This window comes from Janthinobacterium rivuli (assembly GCF_029690045.1).
Taxonomy (GTDB): domain Bacteria; phylum Pseudomonadota; class Gammaproteobacteria; order Burkholderiales; family Burkholderiaceae_D; genus Janthinobacterium; species Janthinobacterium rivuli.
In genome coordinates this window covers 1,254,086-1,276,678 of sequence record NZ_CP121464.1, presented here as the reverse complement: position 1 = coordinate 1,276,678, position 22,593 = coordinate 1,254,086, and the positions used below count along the sequence as shown (strand labels likewise).

Genomic DNA, 22,593 nt, shown 5'->3' with positions numbered 1-22,593 from the left:
AGGGGCGACGACGAAAACAGTGCCTGGATCAAGTACCGCCGCAATCGCGGCGGCGGTGCCTGAAATGCTTGATCCACATCATCGTTTTTTTAAAAGATGTATGTAAAATGTCTGTTTATAATTTTGCAACGATGGAGAACGAGAGATGGACAGCAAGAAGATGGATACCACCAACGACACGCCGTCGAGCCGCCGCGGCTTTCTCGGCAAGAGCGCCGCACTGGGCCTGGCAGGCGTCACGCTGGGCCTGGCCGGCTGCAAGGAGGAAGCTGCCGCCGGCGGCAAGAGCGCTGCCGCACCGGCCGCACACCACGGCACCGAGATCGCGCCGGGCCAGCTGGACGACTACTATGCTTTCATCAGTTCCGGCCATTCGGGCGAAGCGCGGGTGCTCGGCCTGCCTTCCGGGCGCACGCTCAAGCGCATCCCGGTGTTCAACGTCGATTGCATGGTCGGCTGGGGTATTACCAATGAATCGAAAGCCATCATCGGCACCAAGCCCGACGGTACGCTGAAATACATCACCGGCGACACCCACCACGTCCACGGCAGCTACAAGAACGGCACGTATGACGGCCGCTGGCTGTTCATCAACGACAAGCTGCATTCACGCGTGGCGCGCATCCGCATGGACACCATGGAATGCGACAAGATCACCGAACTGCCGAATGTGGCCGGCTTCCACGGCCTGTTCCCTGACAAGCGTGATCCGGTCGACCAGAAGATTGACTACACCACCCGCGTGTTCTGCGGCGCCGAATTCCATATCCCGCTGCCGAACGACGGCCGCGACCTGGACAATCCGGACAAGTGGGGTGCGTTGTTCAGCTGCGTCAGCGCAGAGACCATGGAAGTGATGTGGCAGGTGCGCGTTGACGGCAATATGGATCTGTGCGCCACCTCGTACGACGGCAAGCTGGCCGCCTGCAACCAGTACAACGTGGAAAACGCCGCCGACCTGAACGGCATGATGGCGGCCGAGCGCGATGCCTGCGTGTTCCTGCATATCGAACGCGTCGAGGCCCTGGTCAAGGCAGGCAAGTTCACCACCATCGGCAGTTCCAAGGTCCCCGTGGTCGATGGCCGCAAGGCTGCCAACGCCGATCCGAAAAGCGCGATCTCGCTGTACGTCCCGGTCAGCAAGAACCCGCATGGCGTCAACGCCAGCCCGGACGGAAAATACTTCGTCTGCTCCGGCAAGCTGTCGCCGACCGCCACCGTGATTGAATTGAGCAAGGTGCTGCAGTGGTTCGACGGTAACGTCAAGGATCCGCGCGACACCGTGGTGGCCGAACCGGAAATCGGCCTCGGCCCACTGCACACCGCCTTCGACGGCAGGGGCAACGCCTATACCTCGCTGTTCCTCGACAGCCAAGCCGTCAAATGGAATGTGGATGCAGCCATTGCCCAGTTCAAGGGCGACAAAAACGCCAAGGTCATCATCGAGAAGCTGGACGTGCACTACCAGCCGGGCCATAACTACTCATCGATGGGTGAGACCAGGGAAGCTGACGGCAAATACCTCAACTCCGGCAACAAGTTCTCCAAGGACCGCTTCCTGCCAGTCGGCCCGCTGCATCCTGAAACCGAACAGTTGGTGGACATCAGCGGCGCCAGCATGAAGCTGATAGCCGATCACACTGCCTACCCGGAACCGCACGATGGCATTATCGTGCGCCGCGACGTGGTCAAGACGCGCCAGATCCACACCATGACCGACTTCCCGAATGCCGTCACGCCGGAAAACGCCGGCATCGAGCGCAAGGGCAACAAGGTGCATGTGCGTCTGATGTCGCAAGCGCCGGCGTTCAGCATGCCGGTCATCAAGGTCAAAAAAGGCGATGAAGTCACGCTCACCCTGACCAACTACGACAAGGTCGAAGATTTGACCCACGGTTGCGCCATCCCGACCTACAACATCAACTTTATCGTCAATCCGCAGGAAACCAAGTCGGTCACTTTCAAGGCCGATCACGCCGGTGCGTTCTGGTTGTATTGCACGCACTTCTGCCACGCCCTGCATCTGGAAATGCGTAGCCGTTTCCTGGTTGAAGCCTGAGTTGTCCCGCAAGTCCATGCCGGCTGATGCGTCAGCCGGCATGGCATATTCTCATGACGACTACTTTAAAAACCTTGTTCAATTCTCTGGCGTCGTGCTTGATGTTACTGGCTATGCTGGCGCCGCCCATCGCCGCCGCCAACATCTACGACGCTGAACTTTCCTCCGAACTGTTGCACGGCGCCGACCTGTGCGCGCATGCCGCCTGCCGCGACGTGATGCCGCAAGCACAGCGCTTCTCGCAGCGCATGGGTTCTCCACGCTATGTGCAAGCGCTGGACGCCGGCGGCAAGCTCGTTGGCTACGTTTTCCTGTCAACCGACGTGGTGGATATTCCCGCCTATTCCGGCAAGCCGGTCATTACACTGATCGGCATGGACACCGCAGGCATCATTACCGGCGTGCGCGTGATCAAGCATTCCGAACCGATCCTGCTGGCCGGCATACCGGAATCGGCGCTGCTCAAGTTCATCGGACAATATGTCGGCCTGCGCGGTGACGCCAGGCTGGAAATTGGCCGTGGCGGCGATGGCAGCGTGGGATTGGACGCGATCAGCGGCGCCACCGTGACAGCCATCGCCGAGAACCAGGTAATTTCCCGCAGCGCCTATGAGATCGGCCGCCAGGTCGGCATCTTCACTGCGGCGGCGCGGCCGCCAGCCCGCTTCACGCCGCTCGACGAGCGCCTCAACTGGGGCAAGCTGGCCGACGAGGGCTCGGTCGGCCGCCTGACGATCACCGCGCGCGAAGTCGGCGCCGACAGCGCACGCGGCGACTACATCGATCTCTACTTCGGCTACCTCAACACGCCGACGCTGGGCAACAGCCTGCTGGGCGAGGACAACTACCAGCGCCTGATGCGCGACCTCAAGCCGGACGAGCATGCGATCTTCGTCATCGCCAGCGGCCAGACCTCGTTCAAGGGCTCGGGCTTTGTGCGCGGCGGCATCTACGACCGCATCCAGGTGCGGCAAGATCCTGAAACCTACACCTTCCGCGATACCGACTATCTCAATCTGTATCACCTGCAGCCCGGCGATGTGCCCCAATACCGCGAATCGGGCATCTTCATCGTCCGCTCGAAACACTTCAATCCGGCGTGGCCCTGGACGCTGACGCTGCTGATCAATCAGTTGGACGCCAAGGGCGCCAAGACCTTCACCCACTACGACCAGACATACTGGCTGCCGGCCCGCTATCTGGAAGGCGGCCATCCGAAAGTGGTGACGGCGCGCCCGGCGTGGCAAAACATCTGGCTGGACCGGATTGCGCAAATCGGCTTCTTCGTCGCCACCCTGTTGTTTACCGCCATCTGGTACGCACGACGCGACCGGCTGGTGCGTGCATCGACGCGCAAGCACAAGCCTTTGATCAGCTGGCCGCGGCTGGTGCTGTGGATCATCAGCGCCGGCTTCATCGGTTTCTACCTGAAGGCGCAGCCCAGCATCACGCAGATCATGACCTGGCTCCATTCGCTGATCCATCAATGGCGCTGGGAGCTGTTCCTGTCCGATCCCTTCATCTTCCTGTTCTGGTGGTTCATCATCATCACGGTGCTGATCTGGGGACGCGGTCTGTTCTGCGGCTGGTTATGTCCATTCGGCTCGCTGCAGCACCTGATGCTGAAACTCGGTTCCGCCATCGGCCTGAAACGCTGGCAGAAACTGCTGCCAAAACCACTGCACGACAAGCTGCGCTGGCTGAAGTACGCCATCTTCTTCGGCCTGATCGGCGTATCCCTGTTCTCAATGGAGACGGCCGAACATCTGGCCGAAATCGAACCCTTCAAGACCACGTTTCTGGTCGGCGTATGGAACCGCAGCTGGCCATTCTGGCTCTTCATCGGCGCCATTCTGGGCCTGTCGCTGTTCAGCGAGCGCCCCTACTGCAAATACCTGTGCCCGATGGGCGCGGGCCTGGCGCTGCCCGGCAAGTTCCGTCTGTTCGGTCTGAAGCGCAAGGCAGAATGCACCAGCTGCCACGCCTGCGCCGCCGGTTGCGGCTCGCACGCCATCGACAGCCAAGGCAAAATCGATCAGATGGAATGCATGCTGTGCCTGGACTGCATGGTGATGTACTACGACGATCACGCCTGTCCACCGCTGGTGAAAGAGCGCAAGCGGCGCGCTGCCAAGGGCGAAGCGCTGACGCGTATCGGCGCCGACGGCTACTTCCTTACGCTCGACAGCTTGCGCTCAACGCTGCCGTCGCAAGGCAAGGAAGACGCATGAGGCTGGCGCCTTCCGCCCTGCTGGCGCTGATGCGCACGCTGGTGCTGGCAGTCATACTGGCCGGCTATGGGCCGGGCCTGGCCGCCGCCGTGCTGGAAGTGGCGCCGGGCACGTCGATCAATGCGGCCATCGCCAGTGCGCAGAAAGGCGACACACTGCTGATCGCACCCGGCAGGTATAACGAACACGTGCTGGTCGACAAGGCGCTGACGCTGCAAGGGCGCAGCCATCCCACCATCAGCGGCCAAGGGCACGGCGACACCATCCGCATCACCGCCCCCGATGTCACCCTGATCGGCCTGATCGTGATCGACAGCGGCGCGGACCTCACTGCGCAGAACGCCGGCATTTATATCGTGCCTGGCGCGCATCGCGTACAGATCAACGACTGTCGCCTGGTCGCCAACCTGTTCGGCATCTGGCTGCAAGGCGTTGACGATGCGCGCTTGCTGAACAACACCATCACCGGCCGGCGCGACCTGCAATCGGCGCAGCGCGGCAATGGCATCCAGGTGTACGACACGCGCGGAGCGCGCGTCACCGGCAACGAAATCAGCGGCACGCGCGACGGTATCTATGTCGACGTCTCGCGCGACGCGCAATTTCGCCACAACCGCATCCACCATGTCCGCTACGGCACGCACTACATGAACACCAACCACAGTACCTGGGAAGACAACGAGGTATATCTGAGCCGGGCCGGGCTGGCGCTGATGGAGGTGCGCAGCCTGACCGTGCGCCGCAATATCGCGTGGGGCAATACCGATCACGGCATCATGCTGCGCACCATCCAGGACTCGCTGATCGAAGACAACGTGGTGGCCGGCAACGACCGTGGTTTTTTCATCTATGACGCCGAGTACAACACGCTGCGTCACAACCTGATCATCAATAACCGCACCGGCGTGCACCTGTCGGCCGGCTCCTCGAACAACCAAGTCGATGGCAACGACTTCATCGGCAACCAGGAGCAGGTGCGCTTTGTTGCCGCGCGCGATGTCGAATGGGGCAAACAGGAAGGCAACTACTGGAGCAATTACAACGGCTGGGACCAGAACGGCGACGGCCAGGGTGACGTGGCGTATGAAGCGAACGACCTGGTTGACCGTCTGAACTGGCAATACCCGCTGCTCAAGCTGCTCGGCGCCAGCCCCGCGCTGCAGACGCTGCGCTTTGCCGCGCGTCAGTTTCCGCTACTGCGCGCGCCAAGCGTAGTCGACCGCCATCCGCGCATGCGCCCGCTCTCACAGAATTGGAAGAAATGGAATGACATCACTCCCCGCATCGAATACAACTGAAGCCGCCGTCAGCCTGCGCGGCATCCGGCATCGCTACGGCGCGCTCACGGTGCTGCAGGACGTCAGCTTTGACATCGCCCATGGCGCCATGTTCGGCCTGATCGGCCACAATGGCGCCGGCAAGAGTACGCTATTCAAGCTGATGCTCGGTCTGATCACGCCCTGCGCCGGCACGCTGCACGTACTGGGCCAGGACGCGGCCGAACCTGCCTTTCGCCAGACGCGCCGGCGCGTCGGCTATCTGCCGGAAAGTTTTCTCACCTACGATAACCTGAGTGGCCAGGAAGTACTGCACTTTTTTGCGGACTTGAAGCACATTGCGCGCGCTGCTTGCGCACCGTTGCTCGACCTGGTGGGCCTGACGCATGCCGCCGCGCGGCCGGTACAGGGGTACTCCAAGGGCATGCGCCAGCGGCTCGGCCTGGCGCAGGCTCTGCTGGGCGAGCCGGACTTGATCTTCCTCGATGAGCCGACCAACGGATTGGACCCGCAAGGCATCGCCGACTTTTACGCCATCTTGCGCACCGCGCAGGACCGCGGCGCCACCATCGTCATCACCTCACACATCCTGGCAGAGATCGAGCACAGGGTCGACCAGCTGCTCATCATGCAGAGCGGCACGGTGGCCGCGCAAGGCACGCTGAAGCAGCTGCGGACGGGTACCCATGCGCCCCGGATGCTGACCATTACCGCCACGATTGCGCCTGCGCTGCAGGCGGGCGTGCGCGCGGCGCTGGCCGCGTTGCCGCTGGAGCTGGCGCTGGAGGCGCATGGCGAACAGCTGCACGTGCGCTGCGCCAGGGCCGACAAGATGGCGGTGCTGCGCCAGCTGGCCGCTTGCGCCGACGACATCGCGATTCAGGAATCGACATTGGAACAAGTATTTCTCGGCTACGGAGGCACCCATGCGCGCACGCATTGAATGGCGCCAGGTCGGCGTGCTGGCCGCAAAAGAATGGCGTGACCGGCTGCGCAACCGCTGGGTGCTGGCCGTGGCGCTGGTGTTTGCCTTCTTCGCGCTGGCCATCGCCTACTTCGGCGCAGCCCAGCAGGGACAGGTTGGTTTCCACGGCATCGACGCCACCATCGCCAGCCTGTCCAGCCTGGTGATCTATCTGGTGCCGCTGATCGCCCTGATACTCGGCTATGACGCGATTGTCGGCGAGCGCGAGCGCGGTGCGCTGGAACTGCTGCTGTCGATGCCGGTGACGCCGCTGGAAGTGCTGCTCGGTAAATATCTCGGCCTGGCGGCGGCGCTCACCAGCGCCACCGCGATCGGCTTTGGCGCCGGCCTGCTGCCGCTGTTCTCGCAACTGACTGTGGCCGAGGGCTGGCGCTACGCCCAATTCGTCGCCAGCGCCGTGCTGATGGGACTGGCCTTCCTCAGCATTGCCATGCTGGTATCGGTCAGCACCCGCGACCGCGTCCGCGCCAGCGGCATTGCACTGGCGCTGTGGTTCCTGTTCGTGCTGGTGTTCGACCTGCTGCTGATGGGGGTGATGGTGCTCAGCCAGGGCCAGCTCGGTAGCGGCCTGTTCGCCGCCATGCTGATGCTGAACCCGGCCGACGTATTTCGCCTGCTGAACGTGTTCAGCTCGGACCAGGCGCAAGCCATGTATGGCCTGGCCACCGTGATGCCGCAAGGCTGGACCCACCCGGCGCTGCTGTCGGGCGTGATGCTAGCCTGGATTTTTTTACCGTTTTCTATCGCACTCAGGAGATTTTCATGACTATTTTCCACCTGCGCAGGAGCGCGCTGGCCGCACTGGCCACCCTTGCGCTGGCCGCCTGCACGTACAGCGCCACCAACCTGCCAGCCATTAATCCGTCCGACGAAGCCGCGTGTGCACTGGACGGCATGCTGCTGCGCGACTTCCCTGGGCCGAAAGCGCAGGTTCGCTTCGCCGACGGCAAGACCAGCTACTTCTGTGACGTAAAAGAACTGCTCGGTGAAATGCTGGCACCGGAACAGCGTCGCGCCACCAGCGCCTTCTACGTGCAGGACATGGGCAGCGCCAACTGGCAACAGCCGCAAGGCCACTGGATCGGGGCACACGACGCGCTCTATGTATTAGGCAGCAAGGCGCAGGGCTCGATGGGCCCGGCCATCGCCTCGTTCAGCCGGCAGGTGGACGCGGAAGCGTTTGTTCGCAAGGAAGGCGGCCGCGTGCTGCGCTTCAAGCAGATCACGCCGGCCCTGCTGAACGAAGCCAGCGGCGCCATGCCGACGCACGCCATGGCGCATTGAAGCACCACCGCCTGGGCCGGCATTGCCGTTCGGCGGAAAGCGCCGGTCCGTTTTTACCCCGGCATTTGCCGACTTACTTTTGAAAAGAGACAGACCATGAAGAAACTACTTGCACTGGCAGCAATGCTGGCAGCCATCACCTCTGCCACCAGCGCCGCCGCCGCGCCGGACGCCGCCAAGGTTGAGAAAACCTACTCCACCACCTGCCTGGCCTGCCACGGCAGCGGCATCATGGGCGCGCCCAAGGTTGGCGACAAGGCGGGATGGAAACCGCGTATCACCAAAGGCAAGCCGGCGCTGTACCTGAGCGCCATCAACGGCGTGAAAATGATGCCGCCACGCGGCGGCAATCCAGGCCTGAAGGATGATGAAGTGAAAGCACTGGTCGACTACATGGTCGCCAAGAGCAATTAAAACTGCTGGCCGCCGCCTGCGCGCGGCGGCCACACCCGGAGACATTCCATGTTCACCCGCACGCTGCTGGCGCTACTGCTGTTCCTGACTGCTTGTTCCGGCGAGGAACGCCTCTACAAAACCCGGGGCCACGTGTTCGGCACCACGGTCGACATCACCATCTACGGTGGTTCGCAGCAGCGCGCCGACCTGCTTGGCGCCGAGGTATTGAGAGAATTCGATCGCCTGCACCGTAAATTCCACGCGTGGGAGCCAAGCATGCTCACCGCCCTCAACGACAGCATCGCCAAAGGCGAGCCAATGCGCGCCGACGCTGAAATGGTCGGCCTGCTAAAATCGGCCGAGAAACTGTCAGTGCGTTCCGGCCTGCTGTTCAACCCCACCATTGGGCATCTGATCAGGCTGTGGGGCTTCCAGAAAAACGACATCGGCGCGCAGGGACCGCCGGCCGCCGAGATCAAGCGCTGGGTCGACGCGCGGCCATCGCTGTCCGACCTGCGCTACAACGGCAACATCATCAGCAGCGTCAACCCTGCCGTCATGATCGACCTCGGCGGCTACGCCAAAGGTTACGCGCTCGACCGCGCCGCCGCGCTGCTGCGCGAAGCGCACGTCAAGGCGGCGCTGGTCAACATCGGTGGCAACGTCATCGCCATCGGCCAGCCCGGTGAACGACCGTGGCAGGTCGGCATCCGCGATCCGCGTGGCGCCGGGACAGTTGCGCAGATCGCTTTGCGCGACAACGAAGCGATCGGCACCAGCGGTGACTATGAACGCTACTTCATGAAGGACGGCAAGCGCCGCCCGCACATCATCGACCCGCGCAGCGGCTACCCGATCGATCTGGTCGCTTCGGTCACCATCATCGCCAGCGGCGGCCGCGACCCTGGCCTGCGCTCGGACGGCCACTCCAAACCGCTGTTCATCACCGGCCCCCGAGACTGGCAAGCGATGGCGGAAAAACTCGACCTGAAAGAAGTGCTGATGGTTGACGCCCAGCGCAATGTCCACATGACAGCAGCCATGCAAGCGCGCATTGCAGGTGCAGAGCGGCACGAGCAAGCCGGGACCTGGCAAGCACGCGAGTGACGTCTACGACACAGGCAACAGCATCACCAGCTTCAGTTCATGCTGGCGCGCCAGGTGCAGGGTCACCTGGTTGAACTCCAGCAGCCCCTGCTGCGCATGCTGGAAGCGGCGCAATCCCCCATCGCGGCCCTGCACCTGCTGCGCGCCCCACCACTGGCGGAACTCCACGCTGGCCTGCGCCAGTTCCGCGATCAGGCCGGCCAGTGGCGCCTGGTCTGCGTGGCGACCGATATCGGCGCGGAACTCCGCCACCAGGCGGCGCGCACGCTCGGGCCAGCCGACGACGAGCTCGCGCGCAGCCGCATCGAGGAACATGAAGCGCAGCTGGTTCGGCGCGTCCTCCCCGGCCTGCAGCCAGCCCGCAAACAAGGTGGACGCCGCCCCGTTCCACGCCACGGCATTCCATGCCCGGTCGAGGACGTACGCGGGCGCGTCGATGGCGGACACGATGGCGGCCAGTTCGGCGCTGGCAGGCCCCCCGCCCTCGCCTGTCGCGTGGCTGGGGTCATGCTTGTCGGCCACCTCGAACAGATAGGCGCGCTCGGCCGCGCTCAGCTGCAGCACCTGCGCCAGGCGGACCAGCATCTTGGCCGACGCCGACACGGGCCGCCCCTGTTCCAGCCACGTCAGCCACGTGGGACTGACGTCGCACAGCTGCGCCAGCTCTTCGCGCCGCAAGCCTGGCGTGCGCCGCCGCCCGCCGCCGGGCAAGCCAGCCATGGCGGGGGTGACGGCTTCGCGCCGGGCGCGGATGAATTCAGCGAGTTTGTTCGACATGGCAAGGCTGCATGGTAGTAGATATACCAGTATAAGTTATGGTCTTGTTACAGGATAATTTTATCCCTATTCTGCAGGAACTCACCCATCACCAGGAGAAAACCATGCAGCAGCACGATGTCGTTACCGAACAGTTTGGCAAAACAGCCAATGCCTACCTGAGCAGCGCCGTCCACGCGCAAGGCGCCGACCTGGTGCTGATGCAGGAATGCGCGCGCCGCCATGGCAAACCGGTGGTGCTCGACCTGGGCTGCGGCGCCGGCCACGCCAGCTTTGCCGTCGCTCCCGTGGCGCAATCGGTGGTCGCCTACGACTTGGCCCAGCCCATGCTCGACGTGGTGGACTGCGCCAGAGTGCAGCGCGGCTTGCACAACATCAGCACGCAACAGGGCGACGTGGCCCGCCTGCCGTTTGCCGACGCCAGCTTCGACATGGTCGTCACGCGCTTTTCCGCGCACCACTGGAACGACGTGGCTGCTGCCCTCGCGGAAGCGTGGCGCGTGCTGCGCCCGAACGGCACCTTGCTCGTGATCGACATCGTCGCGCCCAAGACGGCCCTGTACGACAGCACCTTGCAGGCCGTGGAAATGCTGCGCGACGCATCCCACGTGCGCGACTACCGCACCTGCGAATGGGGCGCCAAATTCAATAACGCGGGTTTTAGCCACAGCTTGCGCAGCGTGTGGAAACTGACGATGCAGTTCGACGAATGGGTGGCGCGCATGCGCACGCCAAACGAGCGCGTGGCGGCCATCCGCAACCTGTTCGATGGCGCGCCCGAGGAAGCGCGCCAGTATTTTGCGTTGCAGGACGATTATTCGTTCAGCATCGATGCGGCCATGTTCGAGGCGACGAAACCGCAGGTGCAATAAAAAAAACGGCGCCGATGGCGCCGTTTTCATGCAAGCAAAAAGCTCTTAAGCCAGCTGGCCCAGCAAGGTTTCCGCATTCGACACTTCAAACTTGCCGCCTTGCTCGATGTTCAATTGCGTCACGACGCCATTGTCGACCAGCAGCGAGTAACGCTGCGAGCGCGTACCCATGCCGTGCTTGGAAAAATCGGCGTCCAGGCCCAGTGCCTTGCTGTAGGCGGCATTGCCGTCAGCCATCATGCGCACGATGCCGGTGGCTTTCTGATCGCGGCCCCAGGCGCCCATCACGAACGCGTCGTTGACGGAGATGCACCAGATTTCATCGACGCCTTTGGCTTTCAGGTCGGCAGCGTGCTGCACGTAGCCTGGCACGTGCTGTGCGGAGCAGGTCGGGGTGTAGGCGCCTGGCAGGCCGAAGATGGCGATCTTCTTGCCCTTGACCAGATCTTGCACGTTGAACGTGTTCGGGCCCAGTGCGCAACCTTCGGTTTCGCTTTCGATGAATTCGGCCAGGGTGCCTTCTGGCAGGGTGTCGCCGATCTTGATGGTCATGTTGACTCCTTGTGTACTGTCGGTTGAGGATGCTGCCGGCATGATGCCGACACTGCGCGATAGTATGCCTGACTTGCCGTATTTGTGCAGAAAATGGCCGGAAAGGCAAAGTCAAAAGTCAAAAGCCGGCAAAAAAAACGGCGACCCTCAGGCCGCCGTCATCTTTACTGACATCGGATCACCTTAGTCGGCTTGCTTGCGCAGGAAGGCTGGAATGTCGTACGTCTCCATGCCATTCTTTTCCATCGCGCGCACTTGCTCGGAAGCCGATTCGCGGCGCCATACTGCCGGCGCCTTCATGCCGTCGAAACCGGCTGCCGGCGTGGCCACGCCAACCGTCGTCGTCGCCGCCTGCGCGCTACCCATGGCAGCCGATGGGGTCAACGGGCTGTTGTGGGTACCGGTGCGCAGCACTTGCTGCGGTACCAGCTGGATGTTTTTCTTCGCACGGCCCAAGCCCGTCGCCACCACGGTCACGCGGATGTCGTCGCCCATGGCGTCGTCGTAGGCGATACCTTGCGCGATCGACGCGTCCGGCGCGGCAAACGCGCGCACGGCAGCCATGACTTCCTTGATCTCTTTACCTTTCAAGCCACGGCTGGCCGTGACGTTGACCAGCACGCCGCGCGCGCCGGACAGATCGATACCGTCCAGCAGCGGCGAAGCGACAGCCTGTTCGGCGGCGATGCGCGCGCGGTCGACGCCGGACGCCGTCGCCGTGCCCATCATGGCCTTGCCCTGCTCGCCCATGATGGTTTTCACGTCGTTGAAGTCGACGTTGATATGGCCAGGCACGTTGATGATCTCGGCAATGCCGGCCACCGCGTTGTTGAGCACATCATCGGCGTGCTGCATCCATTCCAGCATGCTTTCGTCTTCGTAGATCTCTTCCAGTTTTTCATTGAGGATGATGATCAGCGAATCGACGTGCAGGGACAGCTGCTCCAGGCCTTCGTCGGCGATGTCCATGCACTTCTGGCCTTCGTACGAGAACGGTTTCGATACCACGGCCACCGTCAGCGCGCCCAGTTCCTTGGCCACTTCGGCCACGATGGGAGCGGCGCCCGTGCCCGTGCCGCCGCCCATGCCGGCGGCGATGAAGACCATGTGCGCGCCGCGCAGCGAATCGGCGATGCGTGCGCGCGATTCTTCGGCCAGCTGGCGGCCGACGGCAGGCTTCATGCCGGCACCCAGACCGGTATCGCCGATCTGGATGATGTTGTGGGCCTTCGATGTCGACAGGGCCTGTGCGTCGGTGTTGGCGGCAATGAACTCCACACCCGACATGCCTTTGTTGATCATGTGTTGGACTGCATTGCCACCCGCACCGCCGACGCCGACGACCTTGATGACGGTACCTAAAGCTGTGTTATCGACCATATCGAACTCCATGATGTGCTCCTATCAGATGCGGTTTCCAAGCGCCAGGCCTCATATTGGTAGGAGAACTGGAGATTGAAAACTGCGGTTAAATATAAAATAAAGTTATGTGTGTGTACCTGCGATGCTGCCAAAAAACCTGTACTGCCGGGCGCAAATCATGCCCTTAAAAATTCCCTAAAAACCATTCCTTCATGCGCTGCCAGACTGCCTTCACCGAGCCGTCCTGACGCGTCACGATGTGGCCGCGCAGGTATTGCTTCTTCGCTTCCAGCAGCAGGCCCAATACCGTGGCATAGCGCGGACTGCGCACCACGTCGGCCAACTGGCCCCGATACTCGGGCGTGCCAAGGCGCGCCGGTTTCAGGAAAATATCTTCCGCCATTTCCACCATGCCGGGCATGATGGAGGTGCCGCCCGTGAGCACGATGCCCGACGACAGCACGCCTTCGTAGCCGGATTCGCGCACCACCTGGTGCACCATGGCGAACAGCTCCTCGACGCGCGGCTCGATCACTGCCGCCAGCGCCTGGCGCGACAGGTTGCGCGGGCCGCGGTCGCCCAGGCCGGGCACTTCCAGCGATTCGCCGGGATCGGCCAGGACCTGCTTGGCCACGCCATAGCGGATCTTGATTTCTTCCGCTTCCGCGGTCGGGGTGCGCAAGGCCATGGCGATGTCGTTGGTGATCTGGTCGCCGGCGATGGGGATGACTGCCGTATGGCGGATCGCGCCATCGGAAAATACCGCCACATCGGTCGTGCCGCCGCCGATGTCGATCAGCACCACACCCAGTTCCTTCTCGTCGGGCGTGAGCACCGCATCGGCGGACGCCATCGGCTGCAGGATCAGGTCCGATACTTCCAGGCCGCAGCGGCGCACGCACTTGACGATGTTCTGCACCGCCGACACGGCGCCGGTGACGATATGCACCTTCACCTCCAGGCGGATGCCGCTCATGCCGATAGGCTCGCGCACGTCTTCCTGGCTGTCGACGATGAACTCTTGCGGCACCGTGTGCAGCAATTGCTGATCGGTCGGAATGTTAACCGCTTTTGCCGTCTCGATGACGCGCGCCACGTCGGTCGCCGTCACTTCCTTGTCCTTGATGGCCACCATGCCGCTGGAATTGAAGCTGCGGATATGGCTGCCCGCAATGCCCGCGTACACATTGCGGATCTTGCAGTCGGCCATCAGCTCGGCCTCTTCCAGCGCGCGCTGGATGGACTCCACCGTGGCCTCGATATTGACCACCACGCCTTTTTTCAGGCCCTTCGATTCGTGCTGGCCCAGCCCGATCACTTCGTGGCGCCCGTCGGACATCACTTCGGCTACCACCGCCACCACTTTCGAGGTGCCGATGTCGAGGCCGACGATCAGGTTTTTCGCGTCTTTTGTCATTTCTGTCGCCTACTGTATGGGCTATAAATTAAAATTATTCGGTTAAGTCGGTTTTTTAACCGGACTACTGTTTTTCTTCTTCATGACTGGCTTGCCATCCTTGCCTTCGGCCGGTATCACCAGGCCGGCGGAACTGAGCGCCAGGCCATTCTGGTAGCGCATATCGATCGTGTCGATATTTTCCAGCCGGCTCGCCAGCTGCGGGTAGATGCCCACCAGCCGGTCGACCCGCGCCTTCAGGGTCGTATGATTCTGTTCGCGTCCCAGCGCCACGCTCATGCCGTTATCCAGTTTCACCGTCCACGCATAGCGGCTCGACAGCGACAGGGTTTCCGGCACCATCTTCAGCGGTGCAAACCACTTGGCCAGCTGCACATAGGTGGCCAGTACTTCCTTTTCGCTGCCATCGGGGCCAGCGAACGCAGGCAATTCATGGTCGTCTTCGGCTTCGGCCACATTGGCCGTAAACACGTCGCCCTTGACCGACAGCAGGCGCCCGTCCTCGCCCCAGGTGCCCAGCGCTTCGTGTTCTTCCAGCGCCACGATCAGCTGGTTCGGCCACTCGCGCCGCACGCTGGCACGGCGTACCCAGGGCACCGATTCAAACACGCCGCGCACGCTTTCCAGGTTGGTCGTGAAGAAATTGCCCTTGATGCGGCCCAAGGTGCCGCTGCGCAGGGTCAGGTAATTCACATGGCGCAGGCCCTTGTCGTCCGCGCTTTCCACCTTGATCGTGCGCAGGTCGAACATGGGACGCTGCGACACCCACCAGACGCCGGCGGCCACGCACACGACCAGAACCGCGGCCAGCAAGCCGTTGGCAGTCGTATTGAGGCTTTTAGCGTCATGCCACATATCAGTGCTGTCCCTTGTGCATTTTCAGACGCGCGCCAGCGACGATTTCCAGGCACAGGTCTTCATAGCTGATGCCCACCGCGCGCGCCGCCATCGGCACGAGCGAGTGACCCGTCATGCCGGGCGAGGTATTCACCTCCAGCAAAAACAGCTTGCTGTCGGCCGCGCGCAGCAGCACGTCGACCCGTCCCCAGCCTTCGCAGCCGAGGGCGCGGTAGGCTGCCACGGCGATGCGTTCCATCTCGGCGATGATCGCCGGGTCCAGCTGTGGCGGGCAGAAATACTTGGTGTCATCCGTGAAGTACTTGTTCTGGTAATCGTAATTGCCTTGCGGCGCGACGATTTCCACGGCCGGCAGCGCGCGCGCCGTGGCGCCCTGGCCCAGCACGGCCACGGTGAACTCGCGGCCCGTGATGAATTCCTCGGCCAGCACCGAATCATCGAGGCCAGCGGCGATATCGTACGCGGCCTGGAAGGCGCCCGCCTCGCTGACCTTGGTGATGCCGATGGTCGAGCCTTCGTGCGGCGGCTTGACGATCAGCGGCAGGCCCAGTTGCGCCGCCACCTTGGCCAGGTCGGAGCTGTCATCGAGCACCGCGTACTGTGGCGTCGGCAAGTCGTGCATCAGCCAGATCATCTTGGTGTAGATCTTGTCCATGCCTACCGCGCAGGCCATCACGCCGCTGCCCGTGTAGGGAATGCCCAGCTGCTCCAGCGCGCCCTGCAGGCTGCCGTCTTCACCGAAGCGGCCGTGCAGCGCGATGAAGACGCGGTCGAATTGTTCAGCGGCCAGTTCGGCCAGGCTGCGTTCGCCCGTGTCGAACGCGTGCGCGTCCACGCCACGGCTTTTCAGTGCCGCCAGCACGCCCGTGCCGGACATCAGCGACACTTCGCGCTCGGCCGAGCTGCCGCCGAACAGGACGCCGACCTTGCCCAATTGTTTTACGTCGATAGCTGAAGCTTGGTTCACATCAGGCCTTTACAGTGTTGGATGGATACGTAGTCAGTTGTTGCGGGATGCCGCTGATGGAGCCCGCGCCCATGGTCAGCACGACGTCGCCGTCGCGCGCCACGCTCATGATGATGTCGGCCATGTCCTTCATGGATTCGACGAAAATCGGTTCGATCTTGCCGCGCGCGCGCAGCGCATGCGCCAGGGCGCGGCCGTCGGCGGCAACGATGGGCGCTTCGCCCGCCGCATACACTTCGGACAGCAGCAATACGTCGGGCGCACCGAGCACTTTCACGAAATCCTCGAACAGGTCGCGCGTGCGGCTGTAGCGGTGCGGCTGGAACGCCAGCACGAGGCGGCGGCCCGGATAGGCGGCGCGCGCGGCGGCCAGGGTCACTTCCGTTTCCACAGGGTGATGGCCGAAATCGTCGACCAGCGCGAAGCTGCCGCCGTTCGGCAGCGCCACGTCGCCGTAGCGCGTGAAGCGACGGCCCACGCCGGAGAACTCGGCCAGGCCTTGCTGCGTGGCGCTGTCGGCGATGCCGATTTCGCGCGCGATGGCGATCGCCGAGCAGGCATTCTGCACATTGTGCATGCCGGGCTGGTTCAGCACCACGTCCAGGTCCGGATAACCTTCCTGCAGCACCGTGAAATGCATTTCCAGGCCCACGGCACGCGCGTTGATGGCGCGCACTTGCGCGTCTTCCGCGAAACCGTAGGTGGTGACCGGTTTGGTCACGGACGGGATGATGGCGCGCACGTGCGGATCGTCGATGCACAGCATGGCGCGGCCATAGAAAGGCAAGCGGTGCGTGAACTGCACGAAAGCCTGCTTGAGCTTTTCAAAATCGTGCTCGTACGTATCCATGTGATCGGCGTCGATATTCGTGATCACTTCGATCATCGGCGTCAGGTTCAGGAACGAGGCGTCCGATTCATCGGCTTCGGCCACCAGATAGTCGCCCGAGCCCAGCTTGGCGTTCGCGCCGGCGCTGGTCAAACGGCCGCCGATGACGAAAGTCGGATCGAGACCGCCTTGCGCCAGCACGGAAGCGACCAGGCTGGTGGTCGTCGTCTTGCCGTGCGTGCCGGCAATCGCAATGCCGCGCTTCAAACGCATCAACTCGCCGAGCATCACGGCGCGCGGCACCAGCGGAATTTTGCGCGCACGCGCGGCCGCCACTTCCGGGTTGTCTTGCGGGACGGCGCCCGACGTCACCACCGCATCGGCGTCGCCGATGTTCTCGGCCGCGTGGCCGAGCATGACGGTCGCGCCCAGGCTCGCCAGGCGCTGCGTCGCCGCATTGCTGCCCAGGTCGGAGCCCGACACCTTGTAGCCGAGGTTGACCAGCACTTCGGCGATGCCGCTCATGCCGCTGCCGCCAATGCCGACAAAGTGGATATTATTTACTTTATGCTTCACAGAGCTAACCTCATGCCAGTTTTTCCAATACGTGTGCGATCGCCTCATTGGCGTCGCGCTTGCCTGCTGCCAGCGCCGCTTGCGCCATGTGCTGGCAGGTATCCCGCGTCAAGGACGCCAGCAAGGTGCTCAGCGACGCGGCACTCATTTCCGTCTGCGGCAGATGAATCGCCGCGCCTTGTTTTGCCATCCATTGCGCGTTGTCGCGCTGGTGGCTGGTGGTCGACGCCACCAGCGGCACGAGCACGCTGGCCACGCCGGCCGCCGTCAATTCCGACAGGGTGATCGCGCCTGCGCGGCAAATCACCAGGTCGGCTTCGGTATACGCCTTGGCCATGTCGTCGATGAAGTCGACCACATTGGCTTGCACGCCCGCCTGCGCATATGCGGCATGCAGGGCGTCGATATTCTTCTTGCCCGACTGGTGCGTCACCAGCGGACGCTCGGCTTCCGGCATCAGCGCCAGCGCGGCAGGCAGATTGTCATTCAGCGCTTTCGCGCCCAGGCTGCCGCCCACCACCAGGATGCGCAACGGTCCGCTGCGGCCCGTGAAACGCATGGCAGGCGGCGCCATGGCGAGGATCTCGGCGCGCACGGGATTGCCCGTGACGACGGCCTTGCCGGCGGCGCTGCCGAAATCGGCGGGAAAGCCGAAGCACACCTGCTGCGCCAGCGGCACCAGGGTCTTGTTCGACAACAGCAGCGCCGCGTCGGCATTGACCAGCACCAGCGGCACGCCCTTCAGGCGCGCCATCAGGCCGCCCGGCACGGTGACGTAGCCGCCCATGCCCATCACCACGTCCGGCTTGCGGCTGGCGATGAAACGGCGGATGGCAAAGAAACTGGCCAGCATCTTGAAGCCGCCTTTGAGCGTATGCGCCAGGCCCTTGCCGCGCATGCCCGAGAACGCAATGGCGTCCATGGGAATGCCGCTCTTCGGCACCAGGTCCTGCTCCATGCCGTGGGTCGTGCCCAGCCAGCTCACTTCCCAGCCGCGCGCGCGCATCGTCTGCGCAATCGCCAGGCCCGGGAAAATATGGCCGCCGGTGCCGGCCGCCATGATCATCAGTCTTTTTGTCGTTTTCAAGTTCGTCACGTTGTTCATAGCCGGCCCCCGCGCATCAGGATCCGGTTTTCGTAGTCGATGCGCAGCAGGATCGCCAGGCCGATACAGTTAATCAGTACGCCCGTGCCGCCATAACTCATCAAGGGCAAGGTCAGGCCCTTGGTCGGCAGCAGGCCCAGGTTCACGCCCATGTTGATGAAGGTCTGCACGCCGATCCAGATGGCGATGCCCTTCGCCGTCAGGCCCGCAAAGGTCTGGTCGATGGCGATCGCCTGGCGGCCGATGTCGAACGCCCGCTTGATAATCCAGTAAAACATGCCGATCACGACCAGCACGCCGACCAGGCCCAGTTCCTCGCCGATCACGGCCAGCAAGAAGTCCGTATGCGCTTCGGGCAGGTAATGCAGCTTTTCCACGCTGCCGCCCAGTCCCACGCCAAACAGCTCGCCGCGCCCGAAGGCGATCAAGGAGTGCGTCAGCTGATACGCCTTGTTCAGCGCATTGTCTTCCTGCCACGGATCGAGATACGCAAAAAACCGCTCGCGGCGGAATTTCGACAAGGCGATGATGGTGACGAAGATCGCCGTCAGCATGGCGCCGATGCCGCCGAACCAGATGGCGTTGACGCCGCCCAAAAACAGAATGCCCATGGCGATGCAGACGATCACGCCGAAAGCACCGAGGTCGGGCTCCATCAGCAGCAGCAGGCCGACGAAGCTGACGGCCAGCGCCATCGGCATGAAACCCTTGGTCAGCTTGTGCATGTATTCCTGCTTGCGCACCGTGTAGTCGGCCGCGTACAGCACCATCACCACCTTCATCAGCTCGGACGGCTGCGGCCGCAGGCCCGGCAGGTTCAGCCAGCGGCGACCGCCATTGACCGACACGCCCAGGCCCGGTATCAAGACCATCACCAGCAGCACCAGGGTGCCGATGAACAGCCACGGCGCCATCTTTTGCCAGGTGGCGACGGGGATGCGGAACACCAGCGCGCCGACAATGATCGAAATACCGATGAACAGCGCCTGGCGCACGACGAAATAATTGTTCGTGTAGGCGGCGAACTTGCGCGCATCCGACAGCGAAATCGACGCCGAATACACCATCACCATGCCCAGCAACATGAGTAGCAGAACGACCCATACCAGCGGCTTGTCATAGTCCATCATCTTCGACTGCCGCGCGCGGCTATCCAGCGGCTTGGCAGCCGAGCCGGAACCAAAGCTGAAGGGCAGTTGGAAGGCCATCAGATATCCTGTCCGTTTTCCAGGGCGATGTCGCGCACGGCGTCAACAAACACCTGCGCGCGGTGCGCATAGTTCTTGAACATGTCCAGGCTGGCGCATGCTGGCGACAGCAGCACGCAATCGCCGGCCAGCGCCAGGCTGCTGGCGCGCTTGACGGCTTCCGGCAAGCTGGCGCAGTCGACGATGTCCACGCCGGACGGTTCAAGCGCCGCGCGCAAGGCTGGCGCATCGCGCCCGATCAGCACCACGGCGCGCACGTAGCGCGACACGGGTTCGGCCAGGGGCGAGAAATCCTGCCCCTTGCCGTCGCCGCCGGCGATCAGCACCAGACGCTGTTCCGCGCCGCCAAACGCCTTGCCCAGGCCAAACAGGGCGGCTACCGTCGCGCCCACGTTCGTGCCCTTGCTGTCGTCGTAATACTCGACTTCATTGACGGCCGTGATCAGTTCCACGCGGTGCGGCTCGCCCTGGTATTCGCGCAAGCCATGCAGCAGCGGCGCGAATGGCAAGCCGATGGCGCGGCACAGGGCCAGCGCCGCCAGCGCATTCGCGGCATTGTGCTGGCCGCGGATTTTCAGCGCGTCGGCCGGCATCAGTTTTTTCGCCATCGTCGGCACCGGTTCCGGCGCCGGATCGTTCTTCCTGCGTTTTTTCTCGATCACTTCTTCGCTGGGCACGGCCTGCGCCAGCCAGAAGATGCCCCGTTCATTCACCAGGCCAAAGCTGTCGACTTCCGCCGGCTCGCCCGTGCCGAAGGTGATCGTCTCGGCCAGCGGATCGGCCATGTGCATCACAAGCGCATCGTCGCGGTTCAGGATGCGCACGGTCTGGTCGCCGAAGATGCGCGCCTTGTCGGCAGCGTAGGCCGCCATGTCGCCATGCCAGTCCAGGTGGTCCTGCGACAGATTCAAGACCGTGGCCGCATCGGCCTGCAGGCTGAACGTCGTGTGCAGCTGGAAGCTCGATAGCTCCAGGATCCACGCCTGCGGCAAGGTGCTGGCGACGGCTTCGGCGGCTTCTTCTCCTTCAGCCACAGGCTGCGGCGCCGGTTCGGCATCGAGCACTTCGCGCAGCACGTCCAGTGCGGCCGGGCTGATATTGCCGGCTACGCGCGTGAGCAATCCCGCGCGTTCGCACAGCAGGCCTACCAGGCTGGTGACGGTCGTCTTGCCATTCGTGCCCGTGATGGCGATGACTTTCGGCGCATAGCCGCGTTCCGCCTTGAGCGCGGCCAGCGCCTGCGCGAACAGTTCGATCTCGCCCCACACGGGGATATTTTTTTCAACTGCGGCCGGCGCGATTGCCGCCAGTTCGCGGCCAGGTGCCAGGCCAGGGCTGACGGCGACGAAGTCGACGCCATCGAGCAGGTCGGCCGTGAAGGCGCCGGCGATGAACTGCGCCTGCGGCACGGCGGCCTGCAAGGCTGCCAGGCGCTCCGGGGTTTCCCTTGTATCGGCTACCCGCACGGTCGCACCGCTGCGGGCCAGCCACAGGGCCATGGCCAGGCCTGACTCCCCGAGGCCCAGTACCAGTGCGGTTTTAGCGTCGTACATCATCAGCGCAGCTTCAAGGTGGTCAGGCCGAGCAGCACCAGCATCATGGTGATGATCCAGAAACGCACGACAACCTGCGTCTCCTTCCAGCCTTTTTGTTCAAAATGGTGATGCAATGGCGCCATCAGGAAGACGCGGCGGCCAACGCCAAAGCGCTTCTTGGTGTACTTGAACCAGACGACCTGGATGATCACGGACAGCGTTTCAACGACGAAGATGCCGCCCATGATGAACAGGACGATTTCCTGGCGCACGATGACGGCGACGGTACCCAATGCGCCGCCCAGTGCCAGCGCGCCCACGTCGCCCATGAACACTTTCGCGGGGTGCGTGTTATACCAGAGGAAGGCCAGGCCGGAACCGGCCAGCGCGCCGCAGAAGATCACCAGCTCGCCGGCGCCAGGAATGTGCGGGATGAACAGGTAGCGCGCATACGTGGCGTTACCCGTCAGATAGGCGAACAGGCCCAGAGCCGTGCCCACCATCACGGTTGGCATGATGGCCAGACCATCGAGGCCGTCGGTGAAATTGACGGCGTTGCTGGTGCCGACGATGACGCAATAGGTCAGCGCGATGAAGCCCCACACGCCCAGCGGATAGCTGATGGTCTTGAAGAACGGGACGATCAGATCGGCCTTCGGCGGCAAGTCCATGGCGAAGCCCGATTGCACCCAGGCGTAGATCAGATTCCACACCTGGCCGGCATTGGGCTCGGAGATGGAGACGGAAAACGCCAGGTAAAAGGCGGCGGCGAGGCCGATCAGCGACTGCCAGAAGTATTTCTCGCGCGAGCGCATGCCTTCCGGATCCTGGTGCACCACCTTGCGGTAGTCGTCGGCCCAGCCGATGGCGCCAAAGCCCAGGGTGACGATCAGCACGGGCCAGATGAAGCGGTTCGACAGGTCGGCCCACAGCAAGGTGGAAATGCCGATGGCGATGAGGATCAGCACACCGCCCATGGTGGGGGTGCCGTGTTTTTTCAGATGCGTTTGCGGGCCGTCCGTACGCACGGCCTGGCCGACCTTCATGCGCGTGAGCATGCGGATCACGGCGGGACCGGCGCACAGGCCGATCAGGATCGCCGTCAAGGTGGCGAAGACGGCGCGGAACGTGATGAAGTTAAAGACCCGCAGTGGGCCAATGTCGTCCTGGAAATAATGAGCGAGCCAGAGCAGCAT

The 22,593-nt window shown here is 63.1% G+C and carries 20 protein-coding genes; 9 read left to right on the top strand and 11 right to left on the bottom strand.

What is annotated here, in order from left to right; all coding sequences use genetic code 11:
- The first annotated feature begins 145 nt into the window (after positions 1-145).
- The 8 genes from nosZ (at position 146) to P9875_RS05775 (ending at position 9,339) form a co-directional block, all read left to right on the top strand.
- Entirely contained in the window at positions 146-2,059 is a 1,914-nt protein-coding gene (gene nosZ / locus P9875_RS05810) for a TAT-dependent nitrous-oxide reductase (protein WP_051959385.1), read from the top strand.
- Between the two features lie 101 nt (positions 2,060-2,160).
- Positions 2,161-4,290, top strand: a complete 2,130-nt coding sequence (locus P9875_RS05805) for a NosR/NirI family protein (protein ID WP_278318794.1) — start codon at positions 2,161-2,163, stop codon at positions 4,288-4,290.
- A 29-nt stretch (positions 4,291-4,319) separates the two neighbouring features.
- Entirely contained in the window at positions 4,320-5,588 is a 1,269-nt protein-coding gene (locus P9875_RS05800; RefSeq protein ID WP_278318793.1) for a nitrous oxide reductase family maturation protein NosD, read from the top strand.
- Positions 5,557-6,510, top strand: a complete 954-nt coding sequence (locus P9875_RS05795; RefSeq protein ID WP_278317809.1) for an ABC transporter ATP-binding protein — start codon at positions 5,557-5,559, stop codon at positions 6,508-6,510. The genes P9875_RS05800 and P9875_RS05795 overlap by 32 nt, the downstream gene beginning before the upstream one ends.
- Complete coding sequence (locus P9875_RS05790) at positions 6,494-7,318, top strand: ABC transporter permease (protein WP_200880309.1); 825 nt, start codon at positions 6,494-6,496, stop codon at positions 7,316-7,318. The genes P9875_RS05795 and P9875_RS05790 overlap by 17 nt, the downstream gene beginning before the upstream one ends.
- The gene (locus tag P9875_RS05785; RefSeq protein ID WP_278317808.1) at positions 7,315-7,836 is read left to right on the top strand and encodes a nitrous oxide reductase accessory protein NosL; all 522 of its coding nucleotides are present in this window, start codon (positions 7,315-7,317) and stop codon (positions 7,834-7,836) included. The genes P9875_RS05790 and P9875_RS05785 overlap by 4 nt, the downstream gene beginning before the upstream one ends.
- A gap of 96 nt (positions 7,837-7,932) precedes the next feature.
- Complete coding sequence (locus P9875_RS05780; RefSeq protein WP_278317807.1) at positions 7,933-8,250, top strand: c-type cytochrome; 318 nt, start codon at positions 7,933-7,935, stop codon at positions 8,248-8,250.
- A gap of 48 nt (positions 8,251-8,298) precedes the next feature.
- A complete protein-coding gene (locus tag P9875_RS05775; RefSeq protein WP_278317806.1) occupies positions 8,299-9,339 on the top strand; it encodes an FAD:protein FMN transferase in 1,041 nt (346 codons plus the stop codon).
- A 3-nt stretch (positions 9,340-9,342) separates the two neighbouring features.
- Here P9875_RS05775 and P9875_RS05770 read toward each other — a convergent pair whose 3' ends face one another.
- Positions 9,343-10,116, bottom strand: a complete 774-nt coding sequence (locus tag P9875_RS05770; RefSeq protein ID WP_278317805.1) for a helix-turn-helix transcriptional regulator — start codon at positions 10,114-10,116, stop codon at positions 9,343-9,345.
- A gap of 104 nt (positions 10,117-10,220) precedes the next feature.
- Between P9875_RS05770 and P9875_RS05765 the strand changes: the two genes are divergently transcribed.
- Positions 10,221-10,988: a class I SAM-dependent methyltransferase gene (locus P9875_RS05765; protein WP_278317804.1), complete on the top strand. Its 768-nt coding sequence runs from the start codon at positions 10,221-10,223 to the stop codon at positions 10,986-10,988.
- Positions 10,989-11,033: 45 nt separating this feature from the next.
- On the opposite strand, the gene P9875_RS05760 is transcribed toward P9875_RS05765, so the two are convergent.
- From P9875_RS05760 to mraY, 10 genes are all read right to left on the bottom strand, one after another.
- Positions 11,034-11,540, bottom strand: coding sequence for a peroxiredoxin (locus tag P9875_RS05760; protein WP_099379775.1), 507 nt, complete (start codon positions 11,538-11,540; stop codon positions 11,034-11,036).
- A 183-nt stretch (positions 11,541-11,723) separates the two neighbouring features.
- A complete protein-coding gene (gene ftsZ / locus P9875_RS05755; RefSeq protein WP_034784974.1) occupies positions 11,724-12,932 on the bottom strand; it encodes a cell division protein FtsZ in 1,209 nt (402 codons plus the stop codon).
- 154 nt (positions 12,933-13,086) lie between these two features.
- Positions 13,087-14,319 carry a cell division protein FtsA gene (gene ftsA, locus P9875_RS05750; RefSeq protein ID WP_010394955.1) on the bottom strand — a complete coding sequence of 411 codons (1,233 nt, stop codon included), beginning with the start codon at positions 14,317-14,319 and terminating at the stop codon, positions 13,087-13,089.
- A 42-nt stretch (positions 14,320-14,361) separates the two neighbouring features.
- Positions 14,362-15,174, bottom strand: coding sequence for a cell division protein FtsQ/DivIB (locus P9875_RS05745; protein WP_035824841.1), 813 nt, complete (start codon positions 15,172-15,174; stop codon positions 14,362-14,364).
- 1 nt (position 15,175) lies between these two features.
- Positions 15,176-16,144: a D-alanine--D-alanine ligase gene (locus tag P9875_RS05740; protein ID WP_278317803.1), complete on the bottom strand. Its 969-nt coding sequence runs from the start codon at positions 16,142-16,144 to the stop codon at positions 15,176-15,178.
- A 1-nt stretch (position 16,145) separates the two neighbouring features.
- The gene (gene murC, locus P9875_RS05735) at positions 16,146-17,549 is read right to left on the bottom strand and encodes a UDP-N-acetylmuramate--L-alanine ligase (protein WP_278317802.1); all 1,404 of its coding nucleotides are present in this window, start codon (positions 17,547-17,549) and stop codon (positions 16,146-16,148) included.
- 10 nt (positions 17,550-17,559) lie between these two features.
- Positions 17,560-18,654, bottom strand: a complete 1,095-nt coding sequence (gene murG, locus P9875_RS05730) for an undecaprenyldiphospho-muramoylpentapeptide beta-N-acetylglucosaminyltransferase (protein ID WP_081922689.1) — start codon at positions 18,652-18,654, stop codon at positions 17,560-17,562.
- Positions 18,651-19,862, bottom strand: a complete 1,212-nt coding sequence (gene ftsW, locus P9875_RS05725) for a putative lipid II flippase FtsW (protein ID WP_035824835.1) — start codon at positions 19,860-19,862, stop codon at positions 18,651-18,653. The genes murG and ftsW overlap by 4 nt, the downstream gene beginning before the upstream one ends.
- On the bottom strand, positions 19,862-21,418 hold the full coding sequence (gene murD / locus P9875_RS05720; protein WP_176388115.1) for a UDP-N-acetylmuramoyl-L-alanine--D-glutamate ligase: 1,557 nt from the start codon (positions 21,416-21,418) through the stop codon (positions 19,862-19,864). The genes ftsW and murD overlap by 1 nt, the downstream gene beginning before the upstream one ends.
- A complete protein-coding gene (gene mraY, locus P9875_RS05715) occupies positions 21,418-22,593 on the bottom strand; it encodes a phospho-N-acetylmuramoyl-pentapeptide-transferase (protein ID WP_099379770.1) in 1,176 nt (391 codons plus the stop codon). The genes murD and mraY overlap by 1 nt, the downstream gene beginning before the upstream one ends.